Here is a 13,683-nt window from a genome sequence, read left to right as displayed (position 1 = left end):
GAGTCAGAACAGGGCCGAACTCCCAGGCGGGAGCGCGGCGGCAGGCGAAGAGATGAGCGACATAACAGATTCTTATGATGTGATTGTCATTGGCGGCGGCCATGCCGGATGCGAGGCCGCATCCGCTGCCGCACGCCTTGGCGCCCGCACGCTTCTGCTCACCCATAAGATCGAGACGATCGGTGAGATGTCCTGCAACCCGGCCATTGGCGGCTTGGGCAAGGGGCATCTGGTTCGGGAGATTGACGCGCTGGATGGCGTGATGGGCCGGGTGGCCGATGCGTCCGGCATTCAGTTCCGTCTGCTCAACCGGCGCAAGGGACCGGCGGTGCGCGGTCCCCGCACCCAGAGCGACCGCAAGCTCTACCGCGAAGCCATGCAAAGGGAAATGGCCACACAGCCGGGCCTTAAGGTGATTGCCGGTGCAGTGAACGATCTGGTGGTGGAGAACGGCCAGCTCAAAGGCGTCATCACGGAAGAAGGGCGCCGCTACGGGGCGCCGAAAGTAGTGCTGACCACAGGCACATTTTTGCGGGGCATGATTCACATCGGCCGGGAACGGATTCCTGCCGGCCGGGTCGGGGAAGCGCCGGCGCTCGGCCTATCGGAAAGGCTGTATGGGCTTGGCTTTCAGCTCGGCCGCCTGAAGACGGGAACGCCGGCGAGGCTTGACGGAAAGACCATCGATTGGGCCTCCCTTGAAACCCAGCCGGCGGATAGCCCGCCGACGCCGTTTTCCTTCCTGACCAAGAGCATCACGGTGCCGCAGATCGAATGCGGTATTACCCGGACGACCAAAGCGACCCACGATATTATCGCCGCCAATCTGGAGGAGTCGCCGGTCTATGGCGGCCGGATCGAAGGGCGGGGGCCGCGCTATTGCCCCTCAATCGAAGATAAAGTCGTGCGCTTCGCCGAACGGGAATCTCATCAGATTTTCCTGGAGCCGGAAGGGCTGGATGACGACACGGTCTATCCGAACGGTATTTCGACGGCGTTGCCGGAAGAAGTTCAGAAAGAATTTCTGAAGACCATTCCCGGGCTGGAAAAGGCCGTGATCCGGCGTCCAGGCTACGCCATCGAGTATGATTACATCGATCCGCGCGAATTGCTGCCAACGCTTGAAACAAAGAAGCTGCCGGGGCTTTATCTCGCCGGGCAGATCAACGGCACCACCGGCTATGAAGAGGCGGCAGCACAGGGCCTGATGGCCGGACTCAATGCAGCGCGGGCAGCGGGCGGGGGCGACGCTTTCATTCTCGACCGGGCGGATGCCTATATCGGCGTCATGATCGATGATCTTGTCACCAAGGGGGTGAGTGAGCCCTACCGGATGTTTACCTCCCGCGCCGAATACCGGCTGACGCTCCGGGCGGATAATGCGGACCAGCGGCTGACGCCTTTGGGACTGGAACTAGGCTGTGTGGGGGCGCCGCGGGCGTCGGCCTTCGAAGAAAAGCGGCAGGCACTGACGGATGCAAGGGTGTTGCTGACCTCGCTCGCCCTGACGCCCAATGAGCTCGCCAAACGCGGCCTGAAAATCAATCAGGACGGGGTGCGGCGGACTGCCTTCGATCTGGCGGCCTATCCGGATGTCGGGCTGACCGGTGTCGTAAAAGTATGGCCGGAACTGTCGCAGCTCGATCCGGCGATCCTGGAGCAGGTGGGGATCGATGCGCAATATGCCGGCTATCTGGACCGGCAGGCGGCGGATATTAAAGCCTTCCGCCGGGATGAGGAGCTCCGGATTCCCGTAGATCTGGACTATACGCAAGTGCATGGAATTTCGGCAGAAATCCGCCAGAAACTTATGGATGCCCGGCCAGTTACTTTGGGTCAGGCAGGGCGCATCGAGGGCATGACACCGGCTGCCTTGACGGCGCTTTTGATTCACGTGAAACGTCCTGAAAAGCGCCGGGTTGCGGGCGAATGAGCAGCCATACTAAGAATGTCCAGCAAGTCGTTGATAGGGAATCCTTTTCGGCGGTTCTGCCTGTTTCACGTGAAACATTGGACCGTCTCGCCGCTTACGAGTCCTGTCTGAGAAAGTGGCAGCGCTCCATCAATCTTGTCTCCGCAAGCACGTTGGACGCCCTTTGGGGCCGGCATTTTTTCGACTCCGCTCAGCTTTTGCCTCATCTGCCCGAAAACCTGACGCGGCTCGTCGATCTGGGAAGCGGGGGTGGCTTCCCCGGTGTGGTGCTGGCCATTCTTCTGGCGGACCGGGATGTCGAGATTCATTTGATCGATAGCGACCGGCGCAAAGCGGCGTTTCTGCGGGAGGCGCTGCGCCAGAGCGGCGCCCGGGCGCAGGTCCATACCTGCCGGATAGAGGATTTGGATGCTGGGGCGCTTGGCCCGGTCGATGTGGTGACGGCACGGGCCTGCGCCCCAATGACACAATTGCTGGACTGGGCCGCAGCTTTTTTCACTCCGCAAACGATCGGGCTCTTTTTGAAGGGTCAAGGGGTAGGGGATGAATTGACGGCAGCCCATAAATGTTGGACATTTAAGGCACAGGAAATACCTAGCCGATCCGATCCGGCCGGTACGATCGTCAAGCTTCAGGGGCTCGCGCGTGGAAACACTTGATCAGAACACGGAAGCGCCTGCCAGCACCGGTAAACAAATGCCGGATCAGGGCGTGAAAAAGCCCCGTGTGCTGGTTCTCGCCAATCAGAAAGGCGGGGTCGGCAAAACCACGACCGCCATCAATCTGGGCACGGCGCTGGCGGCGGTGGGCGAGCGGGTGTTGATCGTCGATCTCGATCCGCAAGGCAATGCAAGCACCGGACTCGGCATCGACCGCCAGGCGCGTAAGATCTCTACATATGATGTGCTGATCGGCTCGGCGGTGATCGAGGATGCGATCGTCTCGACCCAGGTGCCGGGGCTCGATGTGGCGCCCTCTACAATGGACCTGCTTGGCGCCGAGCTTGAGCTTGCCTCCGTGGCGCGCCGTTCGCACCGGCTGCGCGATGCACTGAACCGGATGCCGCCTGCGGGCCGCGCGCCGGAGCGGGATGCAAGCCCCATTCAATCACAGCCTTATTCTTATGTCCTGATCGATTGCCCGCCTTCGCTCAATCTTCTGACGATCAATGCGATGACGGCGGCGGATGCCATTCTCGTGCCCTTGCAATGCGAGTTCTTTGCGCTGGAAGGCCTCAGCCAGCTTTTGCGCACGGTGGAGCGGGTGCGCTCCAGCCTCAATCCGAAGCTGGAAATTCAGGGCATCGTGCTGACCATGTTCGACAAGCGCAACAATCTCTCCGGTCAGGTGGCCGAAGACGTGCGCGCCTATCTCGGTGACAAGGTTTATAAGACGGTCATTCCGCGCAATGTACGGATTTCCGAGGCGCCTTCTTATGGCAAGCCGGCGCTGGTTTATGATTTCCGCTGTTCCGGCAGCCAGGCCTATATGCGTCTGGCCTCCGAGATCATTCAGCGCGAGCAGAAATTGCGCAACCGCCCGGCGGCCTGAGCGGGCAATGGACCGGGGCAGGCGGGGTGATGCAACTTAAACGAGTCTCTTAAGACTCTTAAGAAGCCGGGACAAGCCACTGAAAAGATTCGGCTTTGTCCTACTTGGTAGCGCGGGCGCGGCATTTAGATAAAAAGCCGAGGCGCTTAAGGGGGTTGATAGGTACTACCAAAAGTAGTGCTTAGCGCCCGGCAAATTAGATTTGGGCTCGACGGCCCGGCCCGCGTCAGGGGATGCGGGCAGAAGGTGGAGGTAGGCGGTGGCCGAGGAAGCGCAGAGCAAAAGCCGGTTGGGACGGGGCCTGGCGGCCCTGATCGGGGAAGATACGGCAATCGATCTGGGGGATACGGAGGCAGCCGAAGCGCGCGGTATCCGCCAGGTGCCGATCGAATATTTGCGGCCCAATCCCTTTCAGCCGCGCCACACGTTCCGCGAAGAAGATCTGGCCGATCTGACGAATTCGATCCGCGAAAAGGGGATTTTGCAGCCCATCGTGGTGCGCCCGCTGGCGGATGAGGAAAACGCCTTCGAGATCGTGGCCGGGGAACGGCGCTGGCGCGCCTCGCAGGCCGCCCAGCTTCATCAGGTGCCGGTGATCGTCCGCGAGCTGACCGATCATGAATCGCTCGAAATCGCCATTATCGAAAACGTGCAGCGCGCCGATCTCAATGCTGTGGAAGAAGCGGCGGGCTATCAGCGCCTGATCGACCAGTTCCATTATACCCAGGATCAGCTTTCCAAAATGATCGGCAAGAGCCGGTCGCATGTTGCAAACCTTTTGCGTCTTCTCTCGCTGCCGGAAAAAGTGCGCGCCTATATTTCGAGCGGCGAGTTGACGGGCGGCCATGCCCGCGCGCTGGTCGGCCGGCCGGATGCCGAGGCGCTGGCCAAGCAAATCGTCGAAAAGGGCCTGTCCGTGCGCGAAGCCGAAGCGCTGACCCGCAAAGACGGCGCAGCGAAGTCCGGCGGCGGGCGCGGCACGGCGTCCGGCAGCGCTCCCAAGGAAAAAGATGCCGATACACGGGCGCTCGAAAAGAATATTTCCGATGCGCTCGGCCTCAATGTCGATGTCGTTCATAAAGGGGAAAGCGGCGGCGAGGTAAAAGTGCATTACAAGACGCTCGAGCAACTCGATGAGATTTGCCGCCGTCTCGCCCATGGAGGCGGTTCGGGCGGCGGGCTCGTGCGCTGAGTTTTCGAGGGCCCGCGCGCGGGCTGGGGACTTGCGCGGCAGGCCCCGAGCCCTTAAGTTTTGGACATGATGACAGTGATCGCAATGAACCTAGCGCTACGACTTATCAACCCGGCCGCATAAGGCGTGCCGGGCCCAGGGTCGTTTTGTCGTTTCATTGCTTGAGGCTGTTAATGTCTTCTCACATTCATTCGGTTCGTTTTCGCCCTTCCGCGCGCGCGGATATGCGGCATGGCGTCTTGTCTTTTCTTCTACGCGGCCTTTCGCGACTTATCTCGGGCCGCCGGATCAAGTGGACAGCCGGCGGCTCGGTTCGGTCCGTCATTGCTCCTTCCCTAGGAGCGCCGGTATAAGACTTTCCGACATTTGGAATTGATGACATGACACAAGAAAAGAATTTGCCGCCGCGCGATACGGTTTTGCGACAACATAAAAGCGCAATGCCGATCCAGAAATACCGCGCCTTCGAGCCTATCGATCTGCCCGACCGGCAATGGCCGGGCCGTACCATTACCAAGGCGCCGATCTGGTGCTCGGTGGATTTGCGGGATGGCAACCAGGCTTTGATCGAGCCGATGGACAGCCGGCGCAAGCACAAGATGTTCGACGCGCTGGTGAAGATGGGCTTCAAGGAAATCGAGGTCGGGTTTCCGGCAGCCTCCGACACGGATTTCAATTTCGTGCGTGAGATTATCGAGCAGGGAAAAGTGCCTGCCGATGTTTCCATTCAGGTGCTCACCCAGGCCCGGCCCGAGCTGATCGAGCGGACCTTCGAAGCGATCAGAGGCGCGCCGCGGGCCATCGTCCATCTTTATAATTCCACCTCGACGCTGCAGCGCCGGGTGGTCTTCGGCATGGACCGGGACGGCATTACCGAGATCGCGGTGAAAGGCGCCGAGCTCTGCAAGAAGCTGCGCGATGCGATGCCCGAAACGGAAGTGATGTTCGAATATTCGCCGGAAAGTTTCACCGGCACCGAGCTCGACTTTGCCCGCGATGTCTGCGCCGCTGTCATGGATGTCTGGGAGCCGACGCCGGAGCGTAAGGTGATCCTCAACCTGCCAGCCACCGTGGAAATGGCGAGCCCGAACATCTATGCCGACCAGATCGAATGGATGCACCGTAATTTGCCGCGCCGGGACAGTGTGATCCTGTCGCTGCACCCCCATAACGACCGGGGCACGGGCGTGGCCGCCGCCGAGCTTGGCATTCTGGCCGGGGCGGACCGGATCGAGGGGACGCTCTTCGGCAATGGCGAGCGCACCGGCAATGTCGATGTGATCAATATCGCGCTCAATATGTTCACGCAGGGTATCGATCCGCAATTGGAGATCGGCGACATCAACGAGCTGCGCGATGTGGCGATCGAGTGCAATCAATTGCCGATCCATCCGCGCCATCCTTATGTGGGCGATCTCGTTTTTACAGCCTTTTCCGGTTCGCACCAGGACGCGATCAAGAAGGGCATGGCGGCAAGAGAAAAAGCCAATAGCGATATTTGGGAAGTGCCTTATTTGCCCATCGACCCGCAGGATCTGGGACGCAGCTACGAGGCGATCGTGCGCGTCAACAGCCAGTCGGGCAAGGGCGGGATTTCCTATCTCATTCAGCGCGACTTCAATCTCGATCTGCCCAAGGCGCTGCAGGCGAGTTTCTCGAAGGTCATTCAGAAGTACACGGATGAAACCGGCAAGGAAGTTTCCTCCGAGCTCATCTGGGATTTCTTCGAGAAGAAATATCTCACCCGCGCCGAGCCTTTCGAGTTCGTGACTTACCGCACGACGCCGGATCCGCATGCAAGTGAGCGGCGTTTGCTCACCGCCGAGATCAAGGACAAGGGCAAGCTGCGCGAGATACACGGCAAGGGCAACGGGCCGATCGCTGCCTTCGTCAATGCGCTGCGCAGCGAATGCAATGTCGATATGCGTTTGAAGAACTACACCGAACATGCGGTGGGCACGGGCGCGGATGCAGCCGCCGTTGCCTATGTGGAAGTGGAGGGGCCGGACGGTTCCACGATCTGGGGTGTCGGCATTCATCCCAATATCGTGCAGGCTTCCTTGAAAGCGCTGATCAGCGCGGCCAATCAGGCCTCCGATATCTGACGATCCTTCCGCTTTCGGAAGAACCAAAAGGCCGGGCACTGCGCCCGGCCTTTTCTCTTTTTTGAATGCTTGCCTGGACTTACCCTAGCGTCTGCCGGCGCGCGCGCCTTGGCCGATGCGGAAGAGCACCTGAGCGCAGACCGCCCAATCGGGCATGCCCGTTGTCTTGCATTGCCGGTCGGCTTCTTCGAGCAGCATCAGCGCCCGGTCGAGCCGCGCCCGCGTCCATAAGGAAAGCTGGCGTTTGACGGCTGCTTCCCTTCGGAAGTGAAGGGGCGGGCGGATGGTGCGCAACAGCCCGTCGCGCGGGGCACCCGCTTCTGCCTGTCCCGTCAAAAGATGGAGCTGTTCGGCATGGCGGGTGACGGCATTGAGCAGCATGACGGGGCTTGTGTCGGCCTCGCGCGCTTTGATGAGCGCCCGGTCGAGCGAGGAAAGATCGCCGCCGAGAGAGGCGTCTACCACTTCATCGACGCTCATCGCCGCCGTATCCCCCACGCAGGCCTGCACGTCTTCCAGCGTCACCTCGGGCTGCTCGGCGGAGCCCATGTAGAGAATGAGCTTGTCGAGTTCCTGCAACGTGACGCCCCGATCGCCGCCGAGATGGGCCTGAAGATAGTTGGTGGCGGCGGCATCGATGCTAAGCCCTGCTTCTTTCAGCCGTGTGCGGATAACCCTTTCCAGCGCCTGTGCGTCATCGGCATAACAGGCGATGGCGGCGCCGTTTTTTGCGTCCTCGAAGGTTTTGCGCAAAGAGGAGCGGGGCGTGAGCTCGCCCGCCGAGACGATGATCAGCGCATCGCCTGCCGGATTTTCCAGAAAGCTTTTGAAGGTTTTCGAAAGCCCGTCCGCCGCGCCGCGCACACGCACGACGCGCCGCCCGCCCATCATGGAAATGGCGGCGGCTTCATCGGCAAGGCGCGCCGGGTCCTGGCGCAAATCCGCATCGCTCATATCGGTCAGGCGGAAGGGATCGGTGAGATCTTCGAGCACGGTCTTAGCAAGCTGGCGGCAGCGTTCCTGCACCAGTCCCTGGTCGGGCCCGAAAACGAGAATCGCCTGCACCGCGGGATCCGGTTTGCGGATAAAGGCGTCGATTTCCCTCGGCTTCAGCTTCACGGGGCGCGGGTCCTTCTGCAGCTTTCCGCGTCAGCTCCGGCCCTGACGCTCGAAGAAGATGCTCAGCCTGGTGTAGATGTCGCGGGCGGTGTCGTTCGAGACGCGCTCTTCGGCATCGCGTGTGGCGATGACATTGGCGAATTCGGAATCGACGCGGTTATAAGAGGCGACGCTGAGCGCCGTGCCTTTGAAGACAACCTCGCCCAATTCCTGATCGTAAAGCGAGAAGGGTGTTGTCATGCGGATATTGCTGCGGGTCACTTCGGTGTCCTGCTGCACGGCGATGTCGGTTTCGTAAATGGTCGGGGTCAGCGAGAGCTGATAGCGGGTGCCCTGATTGCCTGCCGCACCCATCAGGTCTTCGAGCGTGAATTTCAGATTGCGGCCATAAGACGTGCCGGGCGCACTGACGGAAACGTTTTGCAGCTTGGCTTTGACGGGCGCGCCGCCGGTGCGGTCCGTATAAAGCGGATGGAAGCCGCAGCCGCCAAGGGCAAAACCTGCGGCCACAAGAAGGACCAGAACGGCCCGGCGCTCTTTAAACCACGACATTCACAATCCGTCCCGGCACGACAATGACCTTTTTCGGCGTTTTGCCGTCCAGGGCATTGCGCACCTTTTCCAGGCCGAGAGCGGCTTGCTCCACGGCGGCTTTATCGGCATCGCGGGGCACGGTCACTTCATCGCGCCGTTTCCCGTTCACCTGCACGGGCAGGGTAACGGAGTCTTCCACCAAAAGGCTCTCGTCCGCAATGGGCCAGGGCGTTTCGGCAAGGATCGTTTCATGGCCGAGCGCCTGCCAGCTTTCTTCGGCCAGATGCGGCATCATGGGCGCGGCCATCTGCACCAGCATGTCCACGGCCTCGCGTTTGACCCATTTGCCGGCCGCTTCATCCTGCGGCTTGAAGGCGGAAATGGCATTGGCCAGCTCGTAAATCCTGGCAACGGCCTTGTTGAACTGCAGCGCTTCGATATGGGCGGTGAGGGCGGCGAGGATCTGATGCGCGGTGCGGTGGAGCGCTTCCGCCACTTCATCGAGGGCCGGCATGGGGGCGCCGGGCTCAGCCAGGCTTGCCGGATCGCCGGTGACGATGCGCCAGAAGCGCTGAGTGAAGCGCCAGGCGCCTTCCACCCCTTCTTCCGTCCATTGCACATCGCGCTCGGGCGGGCTGTCGGAGAGCATGAACCAGCGGGCGGTGTCGGCACCGTATTGATCGATAATGGCGGTAGGATCAATCGTGTTGCGCTTCGATTTCGACATCTTTTCGATGGCGCCGACTTTTACCGGTGTCCGAGCTGCTTCATCAAGGAAGGGTTTGCCGTCTTTCCAGAAAAGCTCGTCCGGCGCCACCCAGCGCCCGTCCGGGCCTTTATAGGTTTCGTGCGTCACCATGCCTTGCGTGAAAAGGCCGGTGAAGGGCTCATCGAGCCCCACATGACCCGTCTCTTTCATGGCGCGGGTGAAAAAGCGCGCATAAAGAAGGTGCAGCACCGCGTGCTCGACCCCGCCGATATATTGATCGACCGGCAGCCAGTAATTGGCGGCGGCGATATCGGTCGGCGTTTCGGCTTTCGGCGAACAGAAGCGGGCGAAATACCAGGAAGAATCGACGAACGTGTCGAACGTGTCGGTTTCGCGCTCGGCCTTGCCGCCGCATTTCGGGCAGGCGACATGTTTCCAGGTGGCATGATGGTCGAGCGGATTGCCCGGCTTTTCAAAGCTCACGTCCCTGGGCAGTTCCACCGGCAAGTCGGCGCGGGGCACCGGCACGCTGCCGCAAGAGGGACAATGGATGATCGGGATCGGGCAGCCCCAATAGCGCTGGCGCGAGATGCCCCAGTCGCGCAGGCGGTAATTGACCGTGCCCTCGCCGAGTTTCAGCGCTTCGAGCTTTTCGATGGCGGCCCGTTTGGCCTCGGTCACTTCCAGCCCATTGAGGAAATCGGAATTGACGGCAACGCCGTCTCCGTCGAAGGCTTCGTTTGCCTCGCCAAGTTCGCTCAGGAATGTTTCAAGCTCCGCGCCTTGCAGTTTTTTCGGCGCCACGACGGGCAAAACGGGCAGGGCATATTTGCGGGCGAAATCCATGTCACGCTGATCATGGGCGGGGCAGCCGAAAATCGCGCCCGTGCCGTAATCCATCAGCACGAAATTTGCGATGAAGACGGGAACGGAATGACCTTCGATGAAAGGATGGCGGGCGCGCAGGCCCGTGTCATAGCCTTTCTTCTCGGCGGTTTCGATCGCTTCCTCGCTGGTGCCGAGCTGTTCGCATTCGCGCACGAAGGCGGCAAGCTTGGCATCTTTTTCCGCAAGTTCGCGGGTCAGCGGATGGCCGGGCGAGAGCGCGCAGAAGGAGGCGCCGAACAGCGTATCGGGCCGGGTGGTGAAGACTTCAAGGGAATAGTCCTTAGACAGACCTTCCACGGGGAAGAAAACGCGCGCGCCTTCGGAGCGGCCGATCCAGTTGGTCTGCATGATGCGGACTTTGTCGGGCCAGCGCTCCAGCCCCTCGAGCCCTTTCAAAAGATCGTCGGCCTTGTCAGTGATCTTGAAAAACCATTGGGTAAGCTCGCGCCGTTCGACGGGCGCGCCCGAGCGCCAGCCCTTGCCGTCGATCACTTGCTCATTGGCAAGCACGGTCATGTCCACCGGGTCCCAGTTCACATAACTTTTCTTGCGGGTGATGAGACCGGCCTCGACCATGTCGAGAAACATCGCCTGCTCGTGGCGGTAGTAAGAAGGATCGCAGGTTGCAAATTCCCGCTCCCAGTCGATGGCAAGGCCCATGGCCTGGAGCTGGCCGCGCATGGCGGCGATGTTCTTATAGGTCCAGTCGGCGGGATGGACCTTGTTTTCCATCGCCGCGTTTTCCGCCGGCATGCCGAACGCGTCCCAGCCCATCGGATGGAGCACGTTGAAGCCGCGGGCGCGTTTGAAGCGGGCAATGACATCGCCCATCGTATAATTGCGCACATGGCCCATATGGATGCGGCCGGAAGGATAAGGGAACATCTCCAGGACATAATATTTGTCCTTGCCCGGCGCCTCGCTTTCCTCGCGCGTGCGGAAACAGCCTTGCCGGTCCCAGGTCTCTTGCCATTTGGGCTCGGCGGTCTTGGCGTTATAGCGGGCGGTGTCGGTCGTATCGGGACTGGCCATGGTCGGGTCGTGCTCTCGAAACTTGGGCGGACGGGGCTATGAACGTGCCGTGCGGGGGCGGGTCCTCAAACAAGAAGCGCGGCTTTTGCGCCGCGCTTCGTTTTGCCCCGTATTTGGCTACACGGCAAGAGGGCCGTCACACGTGCCGCTTAGCCTTCGTCGGCTTCCAGCGTGCTGATCCGTAATTGGCGGGCGCGGATCAGGATCGCGTTTTCAAGCTGGATATGGGTATTGGGATCGACGGAAGCATCCACCCAGCCGCGCTCACTGTCGCGGGCCTGTTTGAAGACGGAGACTTTCAGCCCGTCGGCGCGCAGGCGGCGGTCGAGAATATAGACTGTCATTTTGAAGCGCTCATCGGGGGCCTTGGGATCGGAATACCAGTCCGTGATGATGACGCCGCCGAACGGATCGGCCGAGGCGAGCGGCACGAAGGCCAGCGTGTCGAGCGAGGCGCGCCAGAGGAAGGAATTGACCCCGATGCCCGCGCCGCCGCCGGAGGCTGCGCCGCCCCCGCCGCCGAAGAGCGACAGGCCGTCTTCACCGAAAATGCTCTCCCGTTCCCCGGAAGGACGGGGATTGTTGGGCCCGTAGCCCTTGTCGCTCGATGAAGTGGGGTAGCTTTCATCCTTGTCCGCGCCGGCACAGGCGGCGATGAACAGGCTCAGGAAAATGGCCCCGGCGATGGAAACGAACGAGGAGGCACGAAACGCCAATTTAGGCATGGGAATTTTCTCTTCTGACTTGCGTTCTTGTGGTCTGGCCTGTGGTCTAACCAGTGGTCTAACCCGTCGATCTGGGCGATCGGCACCCAATGCCAGCTTGCCCATGGACCAAAGCCCCAGATTTGGCAGTTCTTATAGCCTGTTTGCCTTCTCCCGTCCAACATAAGCGGGGCTCACACGCGTCTTCCGGCAGGTTTTGACGCCGGGTTCGCCCCGGGCGGACATGTCTGAGGGAGGGCAGATGAGGAAATGGCGCTGACGGGTGTGTGATAAAAACACCACAGATGTGCCTGTGGCGGGCGGCCCGCCCGCCGGAATCCCGGTCCTGCGGTTCAGCTTTCGCTTTTCAATTTCTCGCTAAGGTGTTGTGATCTTTACGCAACATAACCTCAAATTTCCCTCAATACCGGTCGGGTTTGCTTGACGTGTGGCCGGGTCATCTTGATTAATCGGGGTACGCGCTTGGGGGGGCATTCGAATTTGTCGCCCGGCGACGAGAGGATCCAAGAGCTGAAACGTTTGCGGAAGGACCGGTTGGACGACTGGATTGAGGGAACGGGAACACATCCCGGCGACAGCAAGTCTGGTAAGAAAATCCGGTCCGCAAAAACCTGAAGCTCCGAAGATCTCAAGTTATACAGCTAACTGCTGAACTGCGAGGAACAGATGAAAAAGACTCTCCTTGGGACGACCGCTCTGGTCACCGCCGGCCTCGTTGCCGGTCCGGCCCTTGCTAGCGACCCGCTCAACGTCACCGTGAGCGGCTCCTTGATCACCGGCTTCTACTTTGTAGATTCCGATGGCAACAATGACGACACGAAAGTGCCGGTGGTTGCCCGTGACCTGACCGTCAATGCTGAAGGCACGCTGGATAACGGTCTGGTTGCCGGTGCCACGCTGATGCTCGAGCTCGGCGATGACGAAGGCGCGGCCGCTCCGGCTAACGACGACGCGACCTTCCAGGAAGTGTTCGCTTACCTTGAAGGCGGCTTCGGCCGTACGGAAATCGGTGCCACCGACTCCGCTTCCTTCAAAATGCACTATTCGTCGCCCTGGTTCGTGCCGGGTAACGGCGTCGACAGCCCGAACATCTTCAATGGCGGTCCGCAGACTGCTGGCGGTCTTGCTGCCACGCCGTCTTCGCGTACCTCTACCTACGCGCTGCTGACGGAAGACGATAACAAGATTTCGTACTTCACGCCGCGCCTTGCCGGCTTCCAGCTCGGTGTGTCCTACACGCCGGACGTGAACGGCAACAACCCGGTTGCGAACGGCTTCGGCGTTAGCGCTCAGAACAGCGGTGTCGAAGAAGTGTTCGAAATCGCCGCCAACTACGCCGGTGAATTCGGCGCAGTGTCCGTCGGCATTGACGGCTTCTACGGCACGGGCGATGCCCCGGCTGCTGGCGGCGGCGACCCGGAAGAATGGGGCGTTGGTGCCAATCTCGGTTTCGCCGGCTTCACGCTGGGCGGCGCCTGGTACCAGAACGAAGACATTGCCCGCGGCACGCAGTCCACGGCTCTGTCTGGTGATGAAACCGAAGTCTGGACCGCCGGTCTGGCTTACGGCTCGGGCCCCTGGACCGTTGGTACCGCGTACCTCGAATCCACGGGTGAGCGCACGGGCGTTGCTGATACGTCGGTTGAGTTCTGGCAGATCGGTGGCGGCTATTCGCTCGGCGCCGGTGTTGACCTCGGCCTCGACATCCAGCTGATCGAAGACGACAACGGCGCTGGTGTCACGACCGACTCCGAATCCGCTGGTATCGTTCTGGCGATTTCTTTCTAAGACTTCTGAAGTCTTGGGACGGAAGAGAGCGGGCTTTGCCCGCTCTCTTTTTTTGTGCGGACCCCTTTCGTACGTGCTCTGGTCGTGCGTGCTCTGGCGATGCGGGC

10 protein-coding genes are annotated in these 13,683 nt (G+C 60.8%); 6 read left to right on the top strand and 4 right to left on the bottom strand.

Translation table 11 applies throughout. The features are described 5' to 3' along the window. Positions 1-52: 52 nt before the first annotated feature. The 5 genes from mnmG to leuA all read left to right on the top strand — a co-directional run bounded on the left by mnmG (position 53) and on the right by leuA (position 6,781). Positions 53-1,933 carry a tRNA uridine-5-carboxymethylaminomethyl(34) synthesis enzyme MnmG gene (gene mnmG, locus M2A_RS01020; RefSeq protein WP_045441820.1) on the top strand — a complete coding sequence of 627 codons (1,881 nt, stop codon included), beginning with the start codon at positions 53-55 and terminating at the stop codon, positions 1,931-1,933. Beyond that, positions 1,930-2,592, top strand: a complete 663-nt coding sequence (gene rsmG / locus M2A_RS01015; RefSeq protein ID WP_045441818.1) for a 16S rRNA (guanine(527)-N(7))-methyltransferase RsmG — start codon at positions 1,930-1,932, stop codon at positions 2,590-2,592. The genes mnmG and rsmG overlap by 4 nt, the downstream gene beginning before the upstream one ends. A 37-nt stretch (positions 2,593-2,629) precedes the next feature. Further along, complete coding sequence (locus tag M2A_RS01010) at positions 2,630-3,484, top strand: ParA family protein (RefSeq protein ID WP_045442305.1); 855 nt, start codon at positions 2,630-2,632, stop codon at positions 3,482-3,484. A 259-nt stretch (positions 3,485-3,743) separates the two neighbouring features. Beyond that, the gene (locus tag M2A_RS01005; RefSeq protein ID WP_045441816.1) at positions 3,744-4,676 is read left to right on the top strand and encodes a ParB/RepB/Spo0J family partition protein; all 933 of its coding nucleotides are present in this window, start codon (positions 3,744-3,746) and stop codon (positions 4,674-4,676) included. 380 nt (positions 4,677-5,056) lie between these two features. After that, positions 5,057-6,781, top strand: coding sequence for a 2-isopropylmalate synthase (gene leuA / locus M2A_RS01000; protein ID WP_081875282.1), 1,725 nt, complete (start codon positions 5,057-5,059; stop codon positions 6,779-6,781). 84 nt (positions 6,782-6,865) lie between these two features. Here the strand turns inward: leuA and holA are convergent, their stop codons facing one another. From holA to M2A_RS00980, 4 genes are all read right to left on the bottom strand, one after another. Beyond that, a complete protein-coding gene (holA, locus tag M2A_RS00995) occupies positions 6,866-7,900 on the bottom strand; it encodes a DNA polymerase III subunit delta (protein ID WP_045441814.1) in 1,035 nt (344 codons plus the stop codon). A 30-nt stretch (positions 7,901-7,930) separates the two neighbouring features. Then, entirely contained in the window at positions 7,931-8,452 is a 522-nt protein-coding gene (locus tag M2A_RS00990) for an LPS assembly lipoprotein LptE (protein ID WP_045441812.1), read from the bottom strand. Continuing rightward, positions 8,439-11,063 carry a leucine--tRNA ligase gene (gene leuS / locus M2A_RS00985; protein ID WP_045441809.1) on the bottom strand — a complete coding sequence of 875 codons (2,625 nt, stop codon included), beginning with the start codon at positions 11,061-11,063 and terminating at the stop codon, positions 8,439-8,441. The genes M2A_RS00990 and leuS overlap by 14 nt, the downstream gene beginning before the upstream one ends. 149 nt (positions 11,064-11,212) lie before the next feature. Continuing rightward, the gene (locus M2A_RS00980) at positions 11,213-11,788 is read right to left on the bottom strand and encodes a DUF3576 domain-containing protein (protein WP_045441806.1); all 576 of its coding nucleotides are present in this window, start codon (positions 11,786-11,788) and stop codon (positions 11,213-11,215) included. A gap of 666 nt (positions 11,789-12,454) precedes the next feature. On the opposite strand from M2A_RS00980, the gene M2A_RS00975 reads away from it, so the two are divergent. Next, positions 12,455-13,576, top strand: coding sequence for a porin (locus tag M2A_RS00975; protein ID WP_045441804.1), 1,122 nt, complete (start codon positions 12,455-12,457; stop codon positions 13,574-13,576). Positions 13,577-13,683 lie beyond the last annotated feature (107 nt).

The organism is Tepidicaulis marinus (assembly GCF_000739695.1).
Classification (GTDB): Bacteria; Pseudomonadota; Alphaproteobacteria; order Parvibaculales; family Parvibaculaceae; genus Tepidicaulis; species Tepidicaulis marinus.
Note: the sequence above shows the minus strand (reverse complement) of the source record. Positions and strands in the feature narration are given on the sequence as shown.

What these genes read in the sequence shown, in the direction of transcription:
- leuS (WP_045441809.1), bottom strand. Translation starts at nt 11,063, where the DNA reads ATGGCCAGTCCCGATACGACCGACACCGCCCGCTATAACGCCAAGACC.
- M2A_RS00975 (WP_045441804.1), top strand. Translation starts at nt 12,455, where the DNA reads ATGAAAAAGACTCTCCTTGGGACGACCGCTCTGGTCACCGCCGGCCTC.
- M2A_RS01010 (WP_045442305.1), top strand. Translation starts at nt 2,630, where the DNA reads ATGCCGGATCAGGGCGTGAAAAAGCCCCGTGTGCTGGTTCTCGCCAAT.
- rsmG (WP_045441818.1), top strand. Translation starts at nt 1,930, where the DNA reads ATGAGCAGCCATACTAAGAATGTCCAGCAAGTCGTTGATAGGGAATCC.
- M2A_RS00980 (WP_045441806.1), bottom strand. Translation starts at nt 11,788, where the DNA reads ATGCCTAAATTGGCGTTTCGTGCCTCCTCGTTCGTTTCCATCGCCGGG.
- leuA (WP_081875282.1), top strand. Translation starts at nt 5,057, where the DNA reads ATGACACAAGAAAAGAATTTGCCGCCGCGCGATACGGTTTTGCGACAA.
- mnmG (WP_045441820.1), top strand. Translation starts at nt 53, where the DNA reads ATGAGCGACATAACAGATTCTTATGATGTGATTGTCATTGGCGGCGGC.
- M2A_RS00990 (WP_045441812.1), bottom strand. Translation starts at nt 8,452, where the DNA reads ATGTCGTGGTTTAAAGAGCGCCGGGCCGTTCTGGTCCTTCTTGTGGCC.